22 protein-coding genes and 1 pseudogene are annotated in these 20,189 nt (G+C 65.0%); 14 read left to right on the top strand and 9 right to left on the bottom strand.

The window, feature by feature from the left end:
* Positions 1–20 precede the first annotated feature (20 nt).
* Positions 21–974, bottom strand: coding sequence for a sugar-binding protein (locus BDOA9_RS30315; protein ID WP_025037704.1), 954 nt, complete (start codon positions 972–974; stop codon positions 21–23).
* A 382-nt stretch (positions 975–1,356) separates the two neighbouring features.
* Between BDOA9_RS30315 and BDOA9_RS39130 the strand changes: the two genes are divergently transcribed.
* Positions 1,357–1,524, top strand: a complete 168-nt coding sequence (locus BDOA9_RS39130; RefSeq protein ID WP_192859636.1) for a hypothetical protein — start codon at positions 1,357–1,359, stop codon at positions 1,522–1,524.
* 61 nt (positions 1,525–1,585) lie between these two features.
* Entirely contained in the window at positions 1,586–1,993 is a 408-nt protein-coding gene (locus tag BDOA9_RS30310; protein ID WP_025037703.1) for a hypothetical protein, read from the top strand.
* Between the two features lie 75 nt (positions 1,994–2,068).
* Here the strand turns inward: BDOA9_RS30310 and BDOA9_RS30305 are convergent, their stop codons facing one another.
* Positions 2,069–2,644, bottom strand: coding sequence for a YybH family protein (locus BDOA9_RS30305; RefSeq protein WP_025037702.1), 576 nt, complete (start codon positions 2,642–2,644; stop codon positions 2,069–2,071).
* Between the two features lie 79 nt (positions 2,645–2,723).
* On the opposite strand from BDOA9_RS30305, the gene BDOA9_RS30300 reads away from it, so the two are divergent.
* The 4 genes from BDOA9_RS30300 (at position 2,724) to BDOA9_RS30285 (ending at position 7,341) form a co-directional block, all read left to right on the top strand.
* Complete coding sequence (locus BDOA9_RS30300) at positions 2,724–3,677, top strand: LysR family transcriptional regulator (RefSeq protein WP_025037701.1); 954 nt, start codon at positions 2,724–2,726, stop codon at positions 3,675–3,677.
* A gap of 79 nt (positions 3,678–3,756) precedes the next feature.
* Entirely contained in the window at positions 3,757–5,217 is a 1,461-nt protein-coding gene (locus BDOA9_RS30295) for a GH1 family beta-glucosidase (protein ID WP_025037700.1), read from the top strand.
* 245 nt (positions 5,218–5,462) lie between these two features.
* The gene (locus tag BDOA9_RS30290; RefSeq protein ID WP_025037699.1) at positions 5,463–6,695 is read left to right on the top strand and encodes an acetyl-CoA C-acetyltransferase; all 1,233 of its coding nucleotides are present in this window, start codon (positions 5,463–5,465) and stop codon (positions 6,693–6,695) included.
* 343 nt (positions 6,696–7,038) lie between these two features.
* Complete coding sequence (locus BDOA9_RS30285; protein WP_025037698.1) at positions 7,039–7,341, top strand: HU family DNA-binding protein; 303 nt, start codon at positions 7,039–7,041, stop codon at positions 7,339–7,341.
* 71 nt (positions 7,342–7,412) lie between these two features.
* On the opposite strand, the gene BDOA9_RS39125 is transcribed toward BDOA9_RS30285, so the two are convergent.
* The 5 genes from BDOA9_RS39125 to BDOA9_RS30265 all read right to left on the bottom strand — a co-directional run bounded on the left by BDOA9_RS39125 (position 7,413) and on the right by BDOA9_RS30265 (position 11,371).
* Entirely contained in the window at positions 7,413–7,568 is a 156-nt protein-coding gene (locus BDOA9_RS39125) for a hypothetical protein (protein WP_192859635.1), read from the bottom strand.
* A 5-nt stretch (positions 7,569–7,573) separates the two neighbouring features.
* Positions 7,574–9,952, bottom strand: coding sequence for an endopeptidase La (gene lon / locus BDOA9_RS30280; RefSeq protein ID WP_025037697.1), 2,379 nt, complete (start codon positions 9,950–9,952; stop codon positions 7,574–7,576).
* Positions 9,953–9,960: 8 nt separating this feature from the next.
* The gene (locus tag BDOA9_RS30275; RefSeq protein ID WP_024342525.1) at positions 9,961–10,344 is read right to left on the bottom strand and encodes an Hsp20/alpha crystallin family protein; all 384 of its coding nucleotides are present in this window, start codon (positions 10,342–10,344) and stop codon (positions 9,961–9,963) included.
* 156 nt (positions 10,345–10,500) lie between these two features.
* Positions 10,501–11,067, bottom strand: a complete 567-nt coding sequence (locus tag BDOA9_RS30270) for a YciE/YciF ferroxidase family protein (protein WP_025037696.1) — start codon at positions 11,065–11,067, stop codon at positions 10,501–10,503.
* Positions 11,068–11,164: 97 nt separating this feature from the next.
* Positions 11,165–11,371 carry a hypothetical protein gene (locus BDOA9_RS30265; protein ID WP_025037695.1) on the bottom strand — a complete coding sequence of 69 codons (207 nt, stop codon included), beginning with the start codon at positions 11,369–11,371 and terminating at the stop codon, positions 11,165–11,167.
* Positions 11,372–11,502: 131 nt separating this feature from the next.
* Between BDOA9_RS30265 and BDOA9_RS39540 the strand changes: the two are divergent.
* From BDOA9_RS39540 to BDOA9_RS30255, 3 genes and pseudogenes are all read left to right on the top strand, one after another.
* Positions 11,503–11,679 (top strand): annotated as a pseudogene (locus BDOA9_RS39540) (MarC family protein); the annotation flags it as partial.
* A gap of 109 nt (positions 11,680–11,788) precedes the next feature.
* Positions 11,789–12,442 (top strand): L-fuculose-phosphate aldolase, encoded by a 654-nt coding sequence (locus BDOA9_RS30260; RefSeq protein WP_192859634.1) that lies wholly within the window; start codon positions 11,789–11,791, stop codon positions 12,440–12,442.
* Between the two features lie 15 nt (positions 12,443–12,457).
* Positions 12,458–14,245, top strand: a complete 1,788-nt coding sequence (locus tag BDOA9_RS30255) for a chloride channel protein (RefSeq protein WP_025037693.1) — start codon at positions 12,458–12,460, stop codon at positions 14,243–14,245.
* A 4-nt stretch (positions 14,246–14,249) separates the two neighbouring features.
* On the opposite strand, the gene BDOA9_RS30250 is transcribed toward BDOA9_RS30255, so the two are convergent.
* A complete protein-coding gene (locus BDOA9_RS30250) occupies positions 14,250–14,501 on the bottom strand; it encodes a DUF2798 domain-containing protein (RefSeq protein ID WP_025037692.1) in 252 nt (83 codons plus the stop codon).
* Positions 14,502–14,802: 301 nt separating this feature from the next.
* Here BDOA9_RS30250 and BDOA9_RS30245 point away from each other — a divergent pair, with 301 nt between their 5' ends.
* From BDOA9_RS30245 to uraD, 5 genes are all read left to right on the top strand, one after another.
* Positions 14,803–15,204 (top strand): hypothetical protein, encoded by a 402-nt coding sequence (locus BDOA9_RS30245; RefSeq protein ID WP_025037691.1) that lies wholly within the window; start codon positions 14,803–14,805, stop codon positions 15,202–15,204.
* A 948-nt stretch (positions 15,205–16,152) separates the two neighbouring features.
* Positions 16,153–16,434, top strand: a complete 282-nt coding sequence (locus tag BDOA9_RS30240; RefSeq protein WP_025037690.1) for a hypothetical protein — start codon at positions 16,153–16,155, stop codon at positions 16,432–16,434.
* Positions 16,435–16,534: 100 nt separating this feature from the next.
* Positions 16,535–16,948, top strand: a complete 414-nt coding sequence (locus BDOA9_RS30235) for a DUF3830 family protein (protein ID WP_025037689.1) — start codon at positions 16,535–16,537, stop codon at positions 16,946–16,948.
* Positions 16,949–17,884: an allantoinase PuuE gene (gene puuE / locus BDOA9_RS30230; protein ID WP_025037688.1), complete on the top strand. Its 936-nt coding sequence runs from the start codon at positions 16,949–16,951 to the stop codon at positions 17,882–17,884.
* 4 nt (positions 17,885–17,888) lie between these two features.
* Positions 17,889–18,776 carry a 2-oxo-4-hydroxy-4-carboxy-5-ureidoimidazoline decarboxylase gene (gene uraD / locus BDOA9_RS30225; RefSeq protein WP_025037687.1) on the top strand — a complete coding sequence of 296 codons (888 nt, stop codon included), beginning with the start codon at positions 17,889–17,891 and terminating at the stop codon, positions 18,774–18,776.
* On the opposite strand, the gene BDOA9_RS30220 is transcribed toward uraD, so the two are convergent.
* A complete protein-coding gene (locus BDOA9_RS30220; protein WP_025037686.1) occupies positions 18,773–20,170 on the bottom strand; it encodes a nucleobase:cation symporter-2 family protein in 1,398 nt (465 codons plus the stop codon). The genes uraD and BDOA9_RS30220 overlap by 4 nt on opposite strands.
* Positions 20,171–20,189: the final 19 nt, after the last annotated feature.

Raw genomic sequence — 20,189 nt, 5'->3', positions numbered from 1 at the left:
GCGGGCAGCGCGGATCTCTCCTATTTCTTCAGCATCTGCTTCATCGAGGCCATGAACTCGTCGACATTCGCCTTTTCGATGACTTTGCCGGGCACGATGATGATGCCGTTGGCCGGAATGCCGGACTTCTCGCCGCCGATGTAGCTCGCCATCAGCTTCATGCCCTGATAGCCCCATTCGAACGGCTGCTGCACCACCGTGCCGACGATGCTGCCTTCCTTGACGCCGCCGAGCGTGATCGGATCCTCGTCGAAGCCGATGATCTTGATCTTGTCGAGCTTGCCGGCCTCCTTGAGCACCTCGTAGATCCGCGGTGTGTTGTAGGAGTAGAAGCCGACGAGGCAGCTCACATCGGGCATGGCGGCGAGGATGTCCTCGACGTTGCGCTTGGCGCGGGTCTGGTCGATCTCGTCGCCGCGAACGTCGACGAGCTCGACCTTCGAGCCCTTGATCGTCTCCTTCACGCCCTCGATGCGCTCGCGCGCATTGTCGGCGCCGGGCAGGCCGACGAAGCCGACGCATTTGCCGCCATTCGGCAGCGCCTTGACCATCAGCTTTCCCGCCTCCTTGCCGAGATCGGTGTTGGAGGAGCCGATATAGGCCACGCGCTTGGATTTCGGCGCGTCGCTGTCGGTGGTGAACAGCACCGTCTGGGACGCAACCTTGTTGAGGTGCTCGGTCTGGTTCTTCGGATCGACCGCGCTGACCATGATGCCGGCGGCACCGGCGGCGACGAGGTCGTCCATCACGCGCTGCTGCACGGCGGCTGCAGCCTGTTCCGGATATTTGAACTGGAGGTCGTAATTGGGCAGCTCGCCCTGCGCCTTCTTCATCCCGGCCTCGGCGATCTTCCAGAAGTCGGATGCGCCATTGACGACGAAGGCCAGAACCTTCTTGTCCGCCGCACCGGCCGAGCCGACCCCCGCTGCAATCGCGAAGGCAACAGACACACCTGCAACCAAGAGACGCTGCATAATCATCCTCCCCTAAGGCGGTCGGCCGTTTTCGATGGCCAACTCTGCTTGAGCCCAGATTGGGCGCATGCCTCACCCCCAGCGGCGCGGCAATCGGCCGCCACCCGCATCGTTGCGGCAGAGGCGGGTCACCGACCCGGCCGGCGAGGTGAAATGAGGCACGTACCTCAAGCTAGCAGAAGCCCGCCGGGCGCGCAATTGGAAGCAACGGTCGAGATGACGACCTCGGCGCTGAGGTGGTGTCGCGGTCCCATGGCAGCCTTTTCGAACAATCCGCAACCCGGCCGAGCCTTTAACCGACTGGAAACCATCGCAAATGATCCGAAAATTGTAACGAAACTCTCCGGCCGTCTCCGCGTCGGTTCGCCGGAGGGCCCGTGTGATGACAGAGCACCAGTTGAGAGAGCAGGAATTCCTGATTGCGCGATACCGGCATCTGGAGCGCGAGGTGACCGACCCGCTTGCCGTGCATCTGCTTCACAGCATCATCGAGGAGCTCGAGGCCGAGCTGCGCAAGCAAAGACCGGATTGGCACGGGGCCGGTCATTAACCGTTTGTTGGCGCTGATGATGCCAATTGTCCGCGTGGGACTGCCAACGGAGACCGTTCCCATGCTGAAGGACGGGACATATGCGGCGTGGTACAAGACGCCCATCGACCAGGGCACCGGGATCGTCCACGTCGCAGACGGCCAGATCTGGGGCCGTGACAGCCTGATGACCTATCAAGGCACCTGCCAGGTCGATGGAGATCGCTTTACCGCCATCGTGTCGACGAGGCGTCATACCGACGGTCGCGCCACCGTGTTCGGCAACGATGATGAGCTGACGTTGACGATCGAGGGAAGCTGCCCTGGCAAGATCGCGACCTACACCGCGACGGCCCCTCAGGCGCCGGGCATGATCCTCCACGGAACGCTCATCCTCACGGAAAAGCAGCCGCCCGCACCCGAAGGACCAGGGCGGATGCCGGCGTTCAACCCCGACAAGCTGCGGAAATTGCCGAAGCGCTCGCGCTGAACGCGGCGACGACATCGCCCGTCGTTTCGACTAGCCGCCGGCCGGCTCCGAATCCGGCTCATCTGCGGCGCCTCATCATTCTTCCTCCGGCCAGCCCCGGGCGAGTATCGCCGCCTGTTTCAAGGTGATGCTTCGGACCAGCGGATCCGCATGACGGTGCACGAGTTGCCAATCCGTGCCGTCCGTGCGGTAGACTTCGGTCACGCGCAGCGACCAGTCTTGAGCCGGCAACCCGCCCACCTCGGCGCGCTGGCGCTCGACCATGACGAGAGCGACGAGGGCATCCGATGCATGAGTTTGCAAAACCTCAAGTTCGGTTTCGCCTGCCCTGAAGTATCGGGAGAGGGCAGCCAGACGCTGGGGGCTAGCGTCGAAGCCCCGACTTGTAGGCCCGCCGAAGGGCTGCATCAGCGTGAAATCGGGCGCGATGCGGACAAGCTGGGACCAGCGATCCATATCGCCACGCATGAACGCGGCATTTTTCGCGCGGGCGCGTTCGACGAGGCCCGCTATCGCCTCGCTCCCCGCGGCCGCACCGGCCGAAAGCTGACCGGACAGCGGAATTGCTGCGGTAGCGGCCATCATCGAGCGCCGCGATATCTTTTCCTGCTCGCATGGCCACCTGTTCAGCCCGGACGGTTTCGCGGTCATTTCTCAGCTCCTGATCGCACGAGGAGCCCAATGCATGAAGCCTTGATCCCAATGAATCCAGCGATATGGTTTCAGCAACATGCTGAACCATATTGATCTATCCAGGATCGACCTCAATCTTCTCGTGCTCTTCCGCGTGGTTCTGGAAGAGCGTCATGTCGGGCGTGCAGCCGCTCGGCTGAGGCTGACGCCGTCGGCCGTAAGCCATGCGCTTGGCCGGCTCCGTCTTTTGCTGAACGATCCGCTGTTCTTGCGGACCCCGAAGGGTGTCGTTCCAACGGAACGGGCCTTGGCGCTTGGAGAGCCGGTGGCCGAGATCATCGCGCGCGTCGAGCGGCTGATCGGCTCAGCAACGCCGTTCGACCCGGAGCAAAGCAGCCGTCGGTTCACGATTGGCGCTCCCGATGCCGTGCTGGTCTCAGCAATCGGTCCCCTGTTGCAATCGATCGCGACTGCGGCTCCCCGCATTGACATCGGGCTGATCCACCTGATGCCTGCGCCGCGCGGTGGCGCCATCGGAGAGCCTTGGCAGCAAAGCCTCGACATGCTCGAAAGACGCGAGCTCGATATCGCAATGCTGCCGCTGCCGGCGGTATCACCGCGGTTCGAGGCGCGCAGGCTTTACGAGGAAGAGTTCGTGCTGGCCATGCCCAAGGGACATCCCTTCGCAAAAGCGCCAACCGATGCTGCGTTCGCGCGATCACGGCACCTGCTGGTCTCTCTCAGCGGGGAACCGCGCGGTTTCGTCGATGAGATGTTGGCGAAGCGCGGCCTCGAACGCCGCATCGCTTTGACTGTCCCGAATTTTACGATGGCGCTTGCCCAGCTTTCCGGGTCTGAACTGATCGCCGCATTGCCGCGCCGATTGGTGGAACAGCATGCCGGCCGTTTCGGCCTCGTGTTTGTCGAGCTGCCTTTCGCGCGCAAACCGGACACGATCCGGGCCATCGCGACCAAAGCGGCGATGAGAGACGCCGGCATCGCGTGGCTGATGCAGGTCTTGGTCGGTTCAATCGGAGCAAGTCGACGCTAAAATCCACCGGCTTCTCAAATCGCCCGGAACTGTTCATTGTGCCGGCCCGAAATGAAGAGAAGTAAGTGGAGCGTCATCAATGACGGAAAGGGTCTCGCGCCGCCGGTTTGCCAAGCTGGCGGGATTGTCCGCAGCCGGGATTGCGAGTCCCCTTGCCGTCGAGGCCAAGCCGGCACGGCCGCCGCGCCATGCAGGCGGCTTTCCCGCGGGCTTTCTCTGGGGCACGGCGACCTCGTCCTATCAGGTCGAGGGCGCGGTCAATGAGGACGGGCGAGGGGCCTCGATCTGGGATAAGTTCGTGCGCATTCCCGGCAAGATCGAGGACGGCACCACCGGCGATCGCGCCAACGAGCACTATCACCGCTACAGGGAGGACATCGCGCTCATCAAGGAGCTCGGCTGCAAGGCCTATCGCTTCTCGGTGGCCTGGCCGCGGCTGTTTCCCGACGGCGACGGCAAGCCCAATCCGAAGGGGCTCGACTTCTACAATCGCCTGGTCGACGAGCTCCTGAAGAACGGCATCGAGCCGTGGCTGACCCTTTATCATTGGGATCTGCCCCAATCGCTCCAGGACCGCTTCGGCGGCTGGCGCTCGACGGAAACCTGCAAGATCTTCGGCGACTACGCGGCCTATGTCGCCGAGCGTCTGACCGACCGCGTCAGGAACGTCTTCACGCTGAACGAGAGCGGCCGCTTCGTCTATTTCGGCTACGGGATCGGCATCGACGCGCCGGGGATGACGCTGCCGCAAGCCGACGTCAACCAGATCAGGCACAACAGCGCGCTGGCGCACGGGCTCGCGGTGCAGGCGGTGCGCGCCCATGGCCGCCGCGGCACCAGGGTGGGGCCGGCGGAGAACATCGATGCCTGCGCGCCTGCGTTCGACACGCCGGAAAACGTGCGCGCCGCGGAGATCGCGCTGCGCGAGATGAATGCCGGCTATCTCAACGTCATCATGACGGGCCGCTATACCGACGCCTTCCTGAAATACGCCGGGGCCAACGCGCCGAAATACACCGATGCGGAGCTCAAGATCATCTCCTCAAAGGTCGACTTCCTCGGCCTCAACATCTACGCGCCGCAGAACTACGTGGTGGCGTCCGACCAGGGCGCCGGCTTCAAGCCGCTGCCGATCCCGAAATCCTTCCCGCACATGAATTCGGACTGGCTGCGCGTCGGACCCGAGACGATCTACTGGGTGCCGAAGCTGGCGGCGAAGATCTGGAAGACGGATGCGATCTATATCAGCGAGAACGGCACCTCCGGCGACGATGTGGTGTCGCCCGACGGCAAGATCTACGACACCGACCGCATCATGTATCTGCGCAACTATCTCGCCCAGCTCCAGCGTGCCACCGACGAAGGCGTGCCGGTGCGCGGCTATTTCCTCTGGAGCCTGATGGACAATTTCGAATGGGTGTACGGCCTCAACAAACGTTTCGGGCTGTACCACGTCAATTTCGACACCCAGGTGCGCACCGCAAAGCTCAGCGCCAGCTTCTACCGCAACGTGATCGCGAAGAACGCGGCGGGGGCGTAGCTGTCTTCTTCGATCTAGATCCAGTAAGAGATCGTCATGCCCGGGCTTGTCCCGGGCATCCACGTTCTTCCTGCCCGGAGCAAAGCGTGGATGGCCGGGACAAGCCGGCCATGACGTCGCTGAGGCTTTCGCGTCGCGGAAAATCCGGGCGAGCGGCGGGAGAAGCGTGTAGCGCCGCGCATTGACTCTCTTCTCCCCCTTATTCAAAACCGTCCTCAACACCCATAAACAAGAGGACGACGCCAATGCCTGACGCGCTGATCATCGATGCTTGCCGGACCCCGCGGGGCATCGGCAAGGCCGGCAAGGGAGCCCTGTCCGGCATTCATCCGCAGCAGCTCGGCGCAACGGTGCTGCGCGCGCTCGCCGAGCGCACCGGCATTAACACCGCTGACGTCGACGACATCGTCTGGGGCTGCAGCGCGCAGGTGGCAACACAGAGCGGCGATCTCGGCCGCATGTCCGCGCTCGATGCCGGCTATGACGTGCGTGCCAGCGCGGTGACGCTCGATCGTTTTTGCGGAAGCGGCATCACCAGCGTCAACATGGCGGCATCGTCGATCATGGCGGGTGCGGAAGATCTCGTCATCGCCGGCGGCTGCGAGATGATGTCGATGGAGGGACGCCGCGGCGGCGGCCCGATGATGATGGACGGCGGCAATCTGCGCCTGCGGGCACGGCATCCGCAGTCGCATCAGGGCGTCTGCGCCGATGCCATCGCGACGCTGGAAGGCATCACCCGAAGCGACGTCGATGCGCTCGGGCTGGAGAGCCAGAAGCGCGCCGCGCATGCGATCGCGAACGGCCACTTCAAGAAGAGCCTCGTGCCTGTTCACCGCGAGGACGGCAGCCTGGCGCTGGATCACGAAGAATACCCCCGGCCGCAGACCACGATGGAAGGCCTCAGCAGCCTGAAACCGGCGTTTCCGGCGATCGCGGACTACGCGCTCGACGACAAGGGCACGACCTATCGCGGCCTGATCCTGCAGAATTATCCAGACCTTGAGATCGACTTCGTCCATCACGCCGGCAACTCCTCCGGCGTCGTCGACGGCGCTGCCGCGATCCTGCTGGCCTCGCCCGCTTACGCCAAGGCCCATGGCCTCAAAGCCCGGGCCCGCGTGGTCGCGATGGCGAACATGGGGGACTCGCCGACCCTGATGCTGAACGCGCCGGTGCCGGCAACGCGCAAGGTTCTGGCCAAGGCGGGCCTCTCCATCGACGACATCGACCTGTTCGAGATCAACGAGGCCTTCGCCGTGGTGGCGGAGAAATATATCCGCGACCTCGAGCTCGACCGGGCCAAGGTCAACGTCAACGGCGGCTCGATCGCGCTCGGCCATCCCATCGGCGCCACCGGCTCGATCCTGATCGGCACGGTGCTGGACGAGCTCGAACGGCGCGATCTCAAGCGCGGTCTCGTCACCATGTGCGCCGCGGGCGGCATGGCGCCCGCCATCATCATCGAGCGCGTCTAGCCGACCGCCCCCTCACTTTCTCCCTGTTTTTACGGGGCGTAAGACCGGCGACATGCGCTCCAACCCTTATTTTTCAGGGTGAAACACGCGCCTCCTTTCAGAAAGAGGCCGGTCTTCGCTTGTCGAAAGCGGCGAATCAGTTCTAGCAAGATGTCGTGCGGGCCTTTGAAACAAGGCAAAATCCGCTGCTCAAGGCTCCTTCCGCACTGGAAGTGGCTAAAATGCAGGGTTTTTTGTCACAGCGGGGCAAAAAGCCCGTAAAATCGCGACAAAACTGTGCAGAAGGCTATAGGCCTTCGCCGGTTGGTCTAATATGCAGCCGTCACGAATCAGAGGAGACACGATGGCCACCCAAATGTCCAAATCGCAGTTGATCGAAAAGATTGCGACCGCCACAGAGCTTTCCAAGCGCGACGTCAAGAACGTCATGGAGACGCTGACCGACGTCGGTCACAAGGAGCTCAAGAAGAACGGCCTGTTCCTGGTGCCGGGCTTCGCCAAGTTCGTGGTGATCAAGAAGCCCGCGACCAAGGCGCGCAAGGGCACCAACCCGTTCACGGGCGAAGAGATGATGTTCAAGGCCAAGCCGGCCCGGAAGATCGTCCGCGCCCGCCCGGTCAAGGCGGCCAAGGACGCCGTGGGCTAACAACGCAAAGGCCCCCTCGGGTCGAGGGGGCCTTTTGTCTGGGGCAGCCGCGAGGGCCTGAGACGGAGGGCTCAACCCTTGCGGCGCTTCACCCGGACCGGGACCGGCTGAAGCCGCGGCTCGGGTCCCGCGAGCCCATCGCGCACCCGGTCGATCGCCCGACCGAGCAGCTGGCGCAGCCGCTGCGTTGTCCGCGATCGCTTCGCTCTTTCCAGCAGTTTCTTCATCACCTTCACTCCGCCGCTTCCTTGGCTTCGGCCGGCTCGAGCGCCGCGGCGATGGCTTCGTCGACGCGCTCCAGCCAGATGAATTCGAGGTTGTCCCGCGCGCTCTTCGGGATGTCGTCATAGTCCCGCTTGTTGCGCGCCGGCAGCATCACCCGCTTCAGGCCGGCAGCGGCCGCGGCCACCACCTTCTCCTTGATGCCGCCGACCGGCAGCACCAGGCCGCGCAGCGAGATCTCGCCGGTCATCGCGGTGTCGCTGCGCACCGTGCGGTTGGTGAGCAGGGAGGTCAGCGCCGTGAACATCGCAACGCCCGCGCTCGGCCCGTCCTTCGGGGTTGCGCCCGCCGGGACGTGAACGTGGATGTCGCTCTTCTCGAACGCTTGCGGATCGATGCCGAGCTGAGCGGCCTTGCTCTTCACCAGCGTCAGCGCAGCCTGCACGCTCTCGCGCATGACGTCGCCGAGCTGGCCGGTCAGGATCAGCCCGCCCTTGCCGGGCACGCGCGTCGCCTCGATGAACAGGATGTCACCGCCGACCGGCGTCCAGGCAAGGCCGGTGGCCACGCCCGGAACGCTGGTGCGCAGCGCGATCTCACCCTCGAAGCGCGGCTGGCCCAGCACGGTCGCGATGTCCTTTGCCGTCACCACGACCTTCGTGGCCGTGCCTTCGGCGACCTGCACCGCGGCATGGCGGAACACCTTGCCGATCTCGCGCTCGAGGTTACGCACGCCGGCCTCGCGGGTGTAGCCCTTGACGATCAGCTTCAAGGCCTCCGGCTCGATCTCGGCCTGCCCGGCCGAGAGGCCGTTGGCCTCCAGCTGCCGCCGCACCAGGTAGCGCCGCGCGATCTCCAGCTTCTCGTCCTCGGTATAACCGGCGAGGCTGATCAGCTCCATGCGGTCCAGCAGCGGACCCGGGATCTGGTCCAGCATGTTGGCGGTCGCGATGAAAACCACGCGCGACAGGTCGAAGGGCACGCCCAGGTAATTGTCCCGGAACGTCCCGTTCTGCTCGGGGTCGAGCACCTCCAGCATGGCGGCGGAAGGATCGCCCTGCACGCCGCGGCCCATCTTGTCGATCTCGTCCAGCATCATGACGCAGTTGCGGCTGCCCGCCTTCTTGATGCCCTGGATGATGTTGCCGGGCAGCGCGCCGATATAGGTGCGGCGGTGACCGCGGATTTCGGCCTCGTCATGCACGCCCCCTAAGCTGACGCGCACGAACGGGCGATCCATCGCACGCGCGATGGATTGTCCGAGCGAGGTCTTGCCGACGCCGGGCGGGCCGACGAAGCACAGGATCGGCGCCTTGCCCTGCGGGGCGAGCTTGCGCACCGCCAGATATTCGATGATCCGGCTCTTGATCTTCTCCAGGCCGAAATGGTCGGCATCCAGGATGGCGCGCGCCTGCTTGATGTCGATCGGCTTCTCCGCAGGGAGCGCCCAGGGCAGCTCGATCAGCCAGTCGAGATAGGTGCGGACCATGCCGGCTTCGCCGGCGGCCTCCGGCATGCGCTCGTAGCGGCGCAGCTCCTTCTTGGCATGCGCCTCCGCTTCCGGCGGCATGTTGGCCTTGGCGATCGCAGCCGTCAGCTCGGTGACTTCCGCCTGCTTGCCGTCGCCTTCGCCGAGCTGGCGCTGGATCGTCGCCATCTGCTCGCGCAGGATCGCCTCGCGCTGCCGCTCGTCGAAGGAGGCCTTGGTCTGCTGGCCGATCTCGTTGGAGATGCGCAGCACCTCGAGCCGCTCGGCCAGGTGCTTCGACACCTTGTCGATGCGGAGCGCGAGGTCGATGGTCTCCAGCACCTCCTGCTTGTCCTGCGGCTTGATGTCCATGAACGAGGTCGCCAGGTCCGCCAGCGCGCCGGGCGCGCTGGTGCCCTGGAACATCGCGGCGAGCTCGGGCGGCGCCTGCGGCAGCAGCTCGATCGCCTCGATGGCCTGGCGCTGCAGGTTCAGCGCGCGGGCCTCGATCTCGGGCGAGGTCGTGGTCGGCTCGGGGATCTGCTGGAAGCGCGCGGCGGGGAACGGCGTCCCCGGCAGGAAGTCGAGGATGCGCGCGCGCTGCACGCCCTGGCAGACGATGTGGTGGGTGCCGTCGGGCGCGGTGATGTAGCGCACGATGTTGGCGATGGTCGCGACCCTGTAGAGGTCGTCCGGCCCGGGGTCGTTGGTCTCCGCGCTGCGCTGCAGGACGATGCCGATCGGCCGCTGCTCGCGCAGCGCCTGCTGCGCGGCGGCAATGGACTTCGCCCGGCCGATCGTGATCGGCGCGATGGCGCCGGGAAACAGCACCATCTCGCGCACGGGGACGATGATCAGCGCGTCGTCGGGGATCTTCACGTCGTTGTTGGTCTGTTCGTTGTTCATCTGTTCGGTGGCCATGATCGACCTCAGGATTTCGCGAGGCGCAGTGCGACGCAGCCGTCCATCACGAAGCGGCTGATGGCGTAGCGGCCGAGGGGCAATGCGATGCGGCGCTCGAAACGCCCCTGCGGCAGCTCGAGCCGATGGATGCGGGCGTTGCGAAGCTCCGGCGGCAGCGTGCGCTGACCCGAGATGACGAGCACGCCGTCATGGATGACGGTCTCGACATTGTCCGGATTGACGCCGGGAAGCGCGACGAGGATCAGGAGCTCACGCTCGGTTTCGAGCACATCGATCGGCGGCTCCCAGCAGGCTTCCTGGCGGCCGAACTGCTGGCGCAGCCGATCGGCGCGGGTCAGCGAGTCCAGGGCTTCGGACAGCATCCAATCGAGGGGATTTTTGGGTTGCATGATGTGGGCTCTGGGGTGGGAAAGCCTGCATATGGGGCCAGTTCCCGGGAAATCCAGTGCAGTGGCGCGCACGTGCCATGCGCGGTCGTGCGATCAAGGCAAGCGAACGCCGCGGCATGCGGCCGCGACGTTCCGGTCATTGGGAAAGGCGCGGGGTCAGGCCGCCGCGCGGTACTCTTCTTCCGCTTCGAGGTTGATCACGGAGGTGGCGAGCTGGGTCAACGTCTGATCGGTCGCCTCTTCCTCGTCCAGTGTCTCCTGGAGCAGCCTTGCGGCGTCCTGCATGCCGAGCTCTTCGGCCCAGGTGCGCAGCGTTCCGTAGCGGGAGATCTCGTAATGCTCGACCGCTTGCGCGGCCGCGAGCAGCCCGGCATCGAGCGCCGGTGCGCCCTTGAAGTCCTTCATGATCTCGGCGCCCTCGTCGGTGATGCCGTTGATGGCCTCGCAGGGCTTGCCGCGGGCCGGCTTGCCCAGCATCCTGAAGATCTGGTCGAGCCGTTTGACCTGGCCCTGGGTCTCGCGCAAATGCTTGTTGAAGGCGGCCGCAAGCTCCTTCGAATTCGCGGCCTTGGCCATCTTGGGCAGCGTCTTGATGATCTTGTTCTCGGCGAAATAGATGTCCTTCAGCGTCTCCAGAAACAGGTCGCTGAGCATCTTCGGCGCCTGACGCGGCCGGCGCGCCGCGGTCTTCTTCGTCGTGCGTTTCTTCGCTCGTTTAGCCATACGTCCTCCTCATGAGGCGACACGGGAAGGCCTCGCCTTCCTCAATCCTCGGGCGATCAAAGCCGTCGGAGAACGAAAGTTCCAAACTGCAACCTGCTCAGGTCGGGCGCTTGTAGGGGTCTTCCTGACGCTGGCGCTCTTCCGTCGCGCGGTCGAGGCGTGCGCGCTCGCTGCGGCGCAGATTGCCGGCCTTCATCACCCCGTAAACCAGAGCCCCGCCGAGCACGAAGGCGCCGATGAACCAGAGCCAAAGCATCTGGGCCGAGGTGTGGCCCAAGAGCATGCTAATTCCGCTGTCGCTCATGATTGGTCTCCACCGTTGTTGCTATCACGCTGAGCTAAGTCGGCGGCCGAAACCTCGTTCCATGCGGCCGTCGCCCGCGGCGTCAGACCGGGTCGCTGAGCGGTTGCCATCACGCTGCTGCTGTCGGGCGACTGCTCTGCATGCTGTGCTTTCTCTCAGCTCGCCTGATCGCGCGCTCGCTCGGGCACAGCGGAAATGCGTGCCCTCGCGCGTTCTCGGCATGCTGCTCGCCGCCTATTCCGTGCAGTTCGTCATACGGGATCGCGGCGGTCCGGACCGGCCTGCCTGGAGCTGCGACAATCTGTTAACCTGTCGAACTCCCGTTCCGGCTTGGCGGCAGGATCCGGGACGCTTTCGCTTGCACTGCCATGTTGCTTTGACGTAACTCGGTCCAACAAGCCTCGACAGGAAAGCGACATGTCGATGACAGCGGACGAGCTCGCCAAGAGGCAGGCCATTATCGACGCCTGCCGGCGCATGAACGCGCTCGGCATCAACCAGGGCACATCGGGCAATATCAGTGTCCGGCATGTGGACGGGCTCCTGGTCACGCCGACCAGCGTGCCCTATGAGGCCATGCGTCCGGACCAGATCGTCTTCATGGCCATGGACGGATCGCACGCGCCCGGCCAGAAGCCGTCGAGCGAATGGCGCTTCCATCGCGACATCCTGAAGTCGCGGCCCGACGTCGACGCCGTCGTGCACGCCCACCCGACCTATTGCACCATCCTGGCGATCATGGGCATGGAGATCCCACCCGTGCATTACATGATCGCGGCGGCTGGCGGCGACAGTATCCGCTGCGCGCCCTACGCGACGTTCGGCACGGCGGAGCTGTCCGAGCACGCGGTGCGGGCGCTGCAGGGCCGGCTTGCCTGTCTGCTCGACCATCACGGCATGATCGCGATCGGCAAGACCCTGGACAAGGCGATGTGGCTGGCGGTCGAGGTCGAGGCGCTGGCGCGGCAATATCACGGCTGTCTGCAGATCGGGCAGCCGCCGCTGCTCCCGAGCGAGGAGATCGAACGAGTCCGCCGGCGCATGGCCGGTTACGGCCTGTCCGAAGGCTAGGGGGCGGGCCAGACGGTGTTCGTGCGGATCAAGCATCTCGTCGATCGCAAGAAGACGAACCGCACCATGGTTCGGCTGCGCGCGCTGTTGCGCAGCAACGAGTTCTACTTGATCCCGCTGGCGCTCGTGATCGGCACGCTCGCGGGTGCCGTCGTGACGCTGATGGCCCACATCGCCCAGATCGCGCATGTGGTGATCTACGGCATTCCCGTCGATGTCCACCTGTCGGCGCACGCGAGCGTCAGTTCGTGGGCGGCATTGATCGCCCCTGCACTCGGTGGGCTCTCGCTCGGCATCATGGAATGGTCGCGGCGGCGCATGAAGATATCCAATGCGGTCGATCCGATCGAGGCCAACGCGCTGCGCGGCGGCAATCTGTCGATGCGCGACAGCGTGGTGGTGTCGAGCCAGACCCTGATCTCCAATGGCTGCGGCGCCTCGGTCGGCCTCGAGGCCGGCTATACCCAGATCGGCTCGGGGATCGCTTCGCTGCTCGGCAAGTTCTTCAATCTTCGCCGCAACGATCTGCGCCTGATGGTCGGCTGCGGTGCGGCCGCCGCGATCGCCGCGGCGTTCGGAGCGCCGATCACCGGCGCCTTCTACGCCTGCGAGCTCATCGTCGGCGTCTATGCGGTCGGCAGCGCCGCGCCGATCCTGGCAGCTTCGCTCGCGGGCGCCTTGACCGCACAATGGCTCGGCGGCGCGCCCTATTCGCTCGAGATACCGAAGGTCAGCGCAGTCGGCGTCGAGCAGTACCTCGCCTTGATCGGGCTCGCCCTCATCACCAGCGGCGTCGGCATCGCCGTCATGCGCTCCTCGCCGATGTTCGAGCGCCTGTTCGCCTGGATGCCGGTCTGGTTGCGGCCCGTGATCGGCGGCCTCATCGTCGGCGGGTTCGCCATCATCACGCCGCAGGTTCTCGCGGCCGGCCATGGCGCCATGGTGCTCGATCTCTTCCACGACATGACGATAGGCCTGATCGCGCTGATCATCGCCTTGAAGGTGACGGCCTGCCTGATCTCGCTCGCCTCGGGCTTCCGCGGCGGCCTGTTCTTCGCTTCGCTGTTCGTCGGCAGCCTGATCGGAAAGTTCTTCGCCGCGGTGCTGCTGCTCATCAGTCCGAACTTCGCGATCGATCCGCTGGTGGCGATGCTGACGGGCATGGCGACGCTCGGCGTCGCCATCGTCGGCGGCCCGCTCACGATGTCGTTCCTCGTGCTCGAGATGACACGCAATGTCGACGTCACCGCCGTGGTGCTGGCCGGCTGCATCGTGACCTCGATCTGCGTCCGCTTCATGTTCGGCCACTCCTTCTCGACCTGGCGCCTGCATCTGCGCGGCGAGACCATCCGCAGCGCCAACGACGTCGGCTGGCTGCGCAACCTCACGGTCGAACGCCTGATGCGCTCGGACGTCGGCAAGGTGCCCTCGACCACGACGATCGCCGCCGCGCGCCGCGAGTTCGCGCTCGGCTCGCGGCCGGGAATCGTCATCGTCAACAATGCGGACGAGTATATCGGCCTCGTCCTGCTGCCCGATCTGTTCTCCAGCGACCTCGACACCATCGCCGACGACATCCAGGTGATCGAGCTCGCTCGCCTGATCGACATCGTGCTGATCCCGGAAATGAACGTGAAGTCGGCCATGGCGGTGTTCGACGAGGCCGAGGCGGAGATGCTGGCGGTGGTCGATTCCACCGACAGCCGCAAGGTGGTCGGCTTCCTCACCGAGAGCTTCGCCCGCCGCCGCTATGTCGAGGAGATCGACAAGGCGACGAAGGGCGTGCTGGGGGCGCTGTCGTAAGCGGCTACCGATCGGGCGGGGTTGCGACGAGCCAGGCCACGATCCGGCGGACCAGCGGCAGCACCACGAGCAGCGTCGGGAAGGCGACGAGCCAGGACAGTCCCCAGGCGCCCGGCCAGGTCGCCAGGAACGCCGGCGTTGCCCCGAGGCTCCGCAGCGTCGAAATGACCGACACCACAGCCGTCATGAGGATGGACAGCACGAATGGCATCACGATCGGCGCATAGCGCGCCGGCAGTTTGCGAACCACGATCATCTGGTTTCTCTAGGAAAAGGACGCGTCAGTCACGTTGAACCCGAAAATGGCATCGATCCCGACGGCGTCGGTTGATGCGTTGGTTCACGTCAAACGCTTACGGCGACCGAAAAACGGCGCGGCTGTTCATTATCCGCTCAGGTTGGATGGTTCAAGCTGGATCTGATCGTTCGGTTTACAATCGTTCAAAGCGTGGCAGATCGCCGCGATCAGGAAACCATTTCAGTGGTTTGCGCATTGAATCCGGTTTGCACATCCCCACCTTTGGCGAGAGCATCAGCAAGATCATAGGAAGGTCAAAATGACTGTGAGACCTCTGATTTCCGCAGCCGACCGCAACATGGTGTTGGCCGCGTTCGCAAGCCTGGCATTGGTCGCAACCTCCATATCTCCCTCGGCTGCGGCATCGCCCGAGGCGGGGTCCGCGAAGCCCGTCACCGCAGGGCAGGGCTCCTCCGACGTCACCGATTTCAGTGCCCACCGTCGCCGCTATTATCGGCGCGGGCCGAACGCTGCCGGTCTCGCCTTCATGGGCGCGGCGGCTGGCATCATCGGCGGGGTGATCGCCGAGCAGCGGCGCCGCGACTATTACGAAAACCGCTATTATTATGGTCCGCGCCCCTACTATGGCGGTCCCGGCTATTACGGCGGTCAGGGCTATTACGGCGGCGGCAGTCCCTTCTATTACGATCCGGGCTACTGAGCGGCTGTTTTCAACGCGACCCGGAATGGGTTGCGCGAAAAGGGCGGCGCTTTTGTGCCGCCCTTTTTGTTGCGTCGGTACCGTTGTAGCCCGGATTGCGCGGGAAGCGTAATCCGGGGCGGGACCGTGCCTGTTTCGCCCCCTGTCAATCCACGCGCGCAAAATATTCCGCTTTACCGAAATTCGGTTTTGGCGTATGTGTTGCCCATCCCGGCTCATCCTTGAGGGGCGATCATGCGGTCGTCTTGTTCGCGAGCCGGGCTTGCGGTGGACGCGGCAGCGTCGGCACGAGATGGGGCGGGCAGGGCGGGTAGTCCCTGTGAGCCCGAAACCCGCGTGCGGACGAACGGCGCTGCCAGGCTTCGTCTCGTTTGTAAGTTTCCGGCGCTGTCGACGGTGTCAGGGAATACTGCGGCGAAATGGCGGGCCGTGCGTACGGCAAAACCGTGTGGTCCTGGCCGTCGTTGCTACGGTCAAGCTGTCTGCGGAGATGTGCGCGAGCCCAACCGGGCGGACGGCATCATTCAAATTCGCGGGGCGAGGGAGGCCAGAAGGAAAGTTCGGCTCCCGGGAGAGCGCGGCATAAGCCGTCCGACCATCGCGCAGGGAAGGCCGAGTGATCGGCACCACCTGTATGCTGCTGTGCGGCTCTTGTTGCGTGTGCATTTGCGCAGCAGACCGCGGGTGCGATGTCAGCACCCGGCCTTCCTTGCGCCCTCTTGGTTATGAGGGCGGCGAGACCAAGCAAAGCTCGGGCGAAATGCGCCGCGAGGCTGCGAAGGCGTGTCTGCGAGTTGTTGCCGTAGGATGGGTAGAGCGAAGCGAAACCCATCATGCTTCAGCGAGGAGGATGCGCGATGGGTTTCGCTTCGCTCTACCTATCCTACGAGTATGGACTTGGCCTGCGCAATCCGGTTCAATGGGCCATCGAGCTTCCAGGCGACAACGATGTCGAAATATCTGCTGGTCCTTCTCCTGATCGCCGCGCCGGCTGCGGCGCAGATCAAGCCCACGCCGAAGAGCTCGGCGGCGCATCCCGACCCCTGCGCACCGATCGGGCGGACGGCGGACGGCAAGCTGGTCTATTCCATGAAATGCGAGAACCTGCCGGCACCGCCTGCCCCGCCGCCGCAGGCGGAACTGAGGGAGGCGCCGCCTGCGGCCGCCGCCGAGCCGGAGCCCGAGGTCAGGCGGAGCGGCATATTCGGTTGGTCCTACGACCGCCGGTGATGGGGCTTCGCCCCTTGTTCGCCCCTTGCGCGAAGCCCGATGGAGTGCTTTTTGCTGAAGGTTCCCCGTGGGGCGTATCGCCCCGATCCAGAGAGATGAGATGAGCAAACTCGTTATCCGCGCCGGCGATTTCACCTTCGATGCCCGTTTCGAGGAGCAGGCGGCGCCCAAGACCGTCGCCGCCTTCCGCAAGGCGCTGCCGTTCGAAAGCCATATCATCCATGTGCGCTGGAGCGGCGAGGCCGTGTGGATGCCGCTCGGCGACCTCGACTTCGGCGTCGGCTACGAGAACCACACCAGCTATCCCGCGCCCGGCCAGATCATCCTCTATCCCGGCGGCATCAGCGAGACCGAGATCCTGCTGGCCTATGGCGGCGTGCATTTCGCGAGCAAGATGGGCCAGCTCGCCGGCAACCATTTCATCACGCTGACCTCGGGCCTGGAGAATCTGGCGACACTGGGCAAGAGCGTGCTGTGGAAGGGCGCGCTGCCGATCCGCTTCGAGGAAGTCTGAGTGACCGAGCCCCGCTACCCGCGCGATCTCCGCGGTTACGGCCGCAACCCGCCGCACCCGCAATGGCCCGGTGAGGCGCGGGTCGCGGTGCAGTTCGTCGTCAATTTCGAGGAGGGCGGCGAGAACAACATCCTGCACGGCGACCGCGCCTCGGAGGCCTTCCTGTCCGACGTGCTCGGTGCGCAGCCCTGGCCGGGCCAGCGCCACGCCAACATCGAATCCATGTTCGAATATGGCTCGCGCGCCGGCTTCTGGCGGCTGTGGCGGATGTTCAACGAGCGGAACTGGCCGACGACGGTGTTCGGCGTCGCCACCGCGCTCAAGCGCAATCCAGAGATTGTCGCGGCCATGAAGGAGGCGGGCTGGGATATCGCCAGCCACAGCCTGAAATGGATCGAGCACAAGGACATGACCGAGGCGCAGGAGCGCGCCGAGATCGCCGAGTCCATCCGCGTGCATACCGAGGCGACCGGCTCGCGGCCGCTCGGCTGGTACACCGGGCGCTCCTCGATCAACACCAACCGTCTCTTGATGGAGGAAGGCGGCTTCCTCTATCTCTGCGATTCCTACGCCGACGATCTGCCCTATTGGGTCAAGGGCATGGGCGGCAAACAGCTCATCATTCCCTACACGCTCGATGCCAACGACATGCGGTTCATCAACCCGCAGGGCTTTGCCGAGGGCGAGCAGTTCTACACCTATCTGAAGGACGCCTTCGACGTGCTCTACGCGGAAGGCGAGAGCGCGCCGAAGATGATGTCGGTCGGCCTGCATTGCCGCCTCGCCGGCCGGCCCGGCCGCGCAGCAGGCTTGATCCGCTTCCTCGACTATATCGGCAAGCACGAGCGCGTCTGGGTGCCGACGCGGTTGCAGATCGCGCAGCACTGGCACGACAAGCACGCCCACCTTGCCGGCGACGCATTCGAGATCGGGTGAGATGATGTCGCAGATTTCGCTCGCCGATCTCAACGCTGCAAGCAAAACCGACTTCGTCGCCGCGCTGGCCAACGTCGTCGAATATTCGCCGTGGATCGCCGAGCAGCTCGCGGCAAAGCGGCCGTTCGCCGGCATCAACGAGCTGCACGCCGCGCTGATGGCGGCGATCCAGAGTGCCGAGCCCGACGTGCAGCTGGCGCTGATCCGGGCGCATCCCGATCTCGCCAACAAGACCCAGCGCGCCGCGGGCCTCACCGCGGAATCGACCGACGAGCAGAACAGCGCCGGCCTCGACCGGCTGTCGGACGCCGAATATGCCGCGTTCGAGCGGGCCAACAACGCCTACCGCGACAAGTTCGGCTTCCCCTATATCGTCTGCGTGCGCCGTCACACCAAGGATTCCGTGCTGCGCGACTTCGAGGCGCGGCTGCTCAACATCGCCAAGACCGAGACGCGGCGTGCGATCGAGGAGATCGGCCGCATCTCCGCGCTGCGGCTCGACCAGCTCGTCGTCGCGGACGACAGACTGAAGGTGCACGGCCGGCTCTCGACCCACGTGCTGGACAACCAGATCGGCAAGCCCGCGCCCGGCATCCCGATTGAGCTGGTGGAGCTCGCGAGCCTTGGCGAGAACCGCGTCATCGCGCGCACGGTGACCAATGCCGACGGCCGCACCGACCAGCCGCTGATCGGCGGCCGTCCGCTGCCGATCGGTCGCTACGAGCTGCGCTTCAGCGTTGCCAAATATTACGCGGCCCGGAACGTGCCGCTGTCCGACCCGCCGTTCCTCGACGAGATCCCGCTGCGCTTTGCGATCAGCGAGCCGGAAAGCCATTACCACGTGCCGCTGCTGGTCACGCCCTGGAGCTACTCGACCTATCGCGGCAGCTAAACATGTTGTGCCGATGCGGCGGCCGACGCCGCATCGGCCTCCGCGGCAGCGCCGCCGCTCAAGCCGTTGAAGAAGGCATTGAGCAGCACCGACACGACCGCGCAGAGCAGTATGCCGGACTCCAGCAGCGGCTGCAGATCGTGCGGCAGATTGCGGAAAAAGCCGGGAGCGACGAGCGGGATCAATCCAAAACCGATCGAGATCGCGACAATGAAGAGATTGTAGCGGTTGTTGCGGAAATCGACCGAGGTGAGGATGCGCGCGCCGGTGGCCGCCACCATGCCGAACATCACGAGGCCGGCGCCGCCGAGCACGACCAGCGGCACCGCCTCCACCAGCGCGGCGAGCTTCGGCAACAGCCCGAGCACGAGCATGATGCAGCCGCCCGTCACCGTCACCCAGCGCGAGCGCACGGCCGTGACCGAGACGAGGCCGACATTCTGCGAAAACGAGGTATAGGGAAACGTGTTGAAGATGCCGCCGAGCAGCGTGCCGAGGCCGTCGGCGCGCAAGCCCCGGCTCAGGGCTTCGCGGTCGACGGCCTTGCCGGTGATCTCGCCGAGCGCCAGGAACATGCCGAGCGATTCGATCATCACCACGATCATGACGATGCACATGGTGATGACAGGCACCAGGTGGAATTGCGGCATGCCGAAGCGGAAGGGAACCACGAGTGCGCCCCATGAGGCGGCGGCGACCTTCTCGAAATGCATCACGCCCAGAATGCTCGCGAGCACCGCGCCGGCGATGATGCCGAGCAGCACGGAGACGTTGGCGAGAAACCCGCTGCCCCATTTGATCAGGCCCAGGATGACGAGCAGCACGAACAGCGAGATGCCGAGCCCCTGCAATTGCCCATAGGCCGGATTGGGAAAGCTGCCGGGAACGCCGTCGACCACCTTCGTCAACGTCGGCAGGCCGCCGCCGGCCCAGTTGATGCCGACGCGCATCAGGGAGATGCCGATGATGAGAATGATGGTGCCGGTGACGACGGGAGGAAACAGCGGCAGCAGCCGGCTGACGAACGGCGCAACGACGATGCCGAACAGGCCGGCGGCGATCACGGAGCCGTAGATGCCGAGCAGGCCGATGTCCGGCGAAGCCGCCATCGACAGCATCGGGCCCACCGACGCAAAGGTCACGCCCATCATCACGGGCAGGCGGATGCCGACGCCGGGGAAGCCGAGGCACTGGACCAGCGTCGCGAGTCCGCAGGCGAACAGGTCGGCGCTGATCAGGAAGGCGACGTCCTCCGGCGGCAGCTTCAGCGCGCGGCCGATGATGAGGGGGACCGCGACCGCGCCGGCATACATCACCAGCACGTGCTGGAGTCCGAGCGCGAGCAGGCGCGGGACCGGCAGGACCTCGTCGACTGGATGGATGTCGTTGCTCATGGATGTACCCCCCGAAATA

The sequence above is a fragment of the Bradyrhizobium sp. DOA9 genome (assembly GCF_000617845.2).
Classification (GTDB): Bacteria; Pseudomonadota; Alphaproteobacteria; order Rhizobiales; family Xanthobacteraceae; genus Bradyrhizobium.
The sequence above is the reverse complement of the archived record's forward strand: the minus strand, read 5'-3'. Positions and strand labels throughout refer to the sequence as shown.

Coding starts and splice junctions, on each gene's coding strand:
- uraD (WP_025037687.1), top strand. CDS start 17,889: ATGTCGCAGATTTCGCTCGCCGATCTCAACGCTGCAAGCAAAACCGAC.
- BDOA9_RS30260 (WP_192859634.1), top strand. CDS start 11,789: ATGTCGATGACAGCGGACGAGCTCGCCAAGAGGCAGGCCATTATCGAC.
- BDOA9_RS30240 (WP_025037690.1), top strand. CDS start 16,153: ATGTCGAAATATCTGCTGGTCCTTCTCCTGATCGCCGCGCCGGCTGCG.
- BDOA9_RS30275 (WP_024342525.1), bottom strand. CDS start 10,344: ATGCAACCCAAAAATCCCCTCGATTGGATGCTGTCCGAAGCCCTGGAC.
- BDOA9_RS39125 (WP_192859635.1), bottom strand. CDS start 7,568: ATGAAGAAACTGCTGGAAAGAGCGAAGCGATCGCGGACAACGCAGCGG.
- BDOA9_RS30285 (WP_025037698.1), top strand. CDS start 7,039: ATGGCCACCCAAATGTCCAAATCGCAGTTGATCGAAAAGATTGCGACC.
- BDOA9_RS39130 (WP_192859636.1), top strand. CDS start 1,357: ATGACAGAGCACCAGTTGAGAGAGCAGGAATTCCTGATTGCGCGATAC.
- BDOA9_RS30300 (WP_025037701.1), top strand. CDS start 2,724: ATGCTGAACCATATTGATCTATCCAGGATCGACCTCAATCTTCTCGTG.
- BDOA9_RS30290 (WP_025037699.1), top strand. CDS start 5,463: ATGCCTGACGCGCTGATCATCGATGCTTGCCGGACCCCGCGGGGCATC.
- BDOA9_RS30220 (WP_025037686.1), bottom strand. CDS start 20,170: ATGAGCAACGACATCCATCCAGTCGACGAGGTCCTGCCGGTCCCGCGC.
- lon (WP_025037697.1), bottom strand. CDS start 9,952: ATGGCCACCGAACAGATGAACAACGAACAGACCAACAACGACGTGAAG.
- BDOA9_RS30315 (WP_025037704.1), bottom strand. CDS start 974: ATGCAGCGTCTCTTGGTTGCAGGTGTGTCTGTTGCCTTCGCGATTGCA.
- BDOA9_RS30270 (WP_025037696.1), bottom strand. CDS start 11,067: ATGGCTAAACGAGCGAAGAAACGCACGACGAAGAAGACCGCGGCGCGC.
- BDOA9_RS30305 (WP_025037702.1), bottom strand. CDS start 2,644: ATGACCGCGAAACCGTCCGGGCTGAACAGGTGGCCATGCGAGCAGGAA.
- BDOA9_RS30265 (WP_025037695.1), bottom strand. CDS start 11,371: ATGAGCGACAGCGGAATTAGCATGCTCTTGGGCCACACCTCGGCCCAG.
- BDOA9_RS30250 (WP_025037692.1), bottom strand. CDS start 14,501: ATGATCGTGGTTCGCAAACTGCCGGCGCGCTATGCGCCGATCGTGATG.
- BDOA9_RS30245 (WP_025037691.1), top strand. CDS start 14,803: ATGACTGTGAGACCTCTGATTTCCGCAGCCGACCGCAACATGGTGTTG.
- BDOA9_RS30295 (WP_025037700.1), top strand. CDS start 3,757: ATGACGGAAAGGGTCTCGCGCCGCCGGTTTGCCAAGCTGGCGGGATTG.
- BDOA9_RS30235 (WP_025037689.1), top strand. CDS start 16,535: ATGAGCAAACTCGTTATCCGCGCCGGCGATTTCACCTTCGATGCCCGT.
- BDOA9_RS30310 (WP_025037703.1), top strand. CDS start 1,586: ATGCTGAAGGACGGGACATATGCGGCGTGGTACAAGACGCCCATCGAC.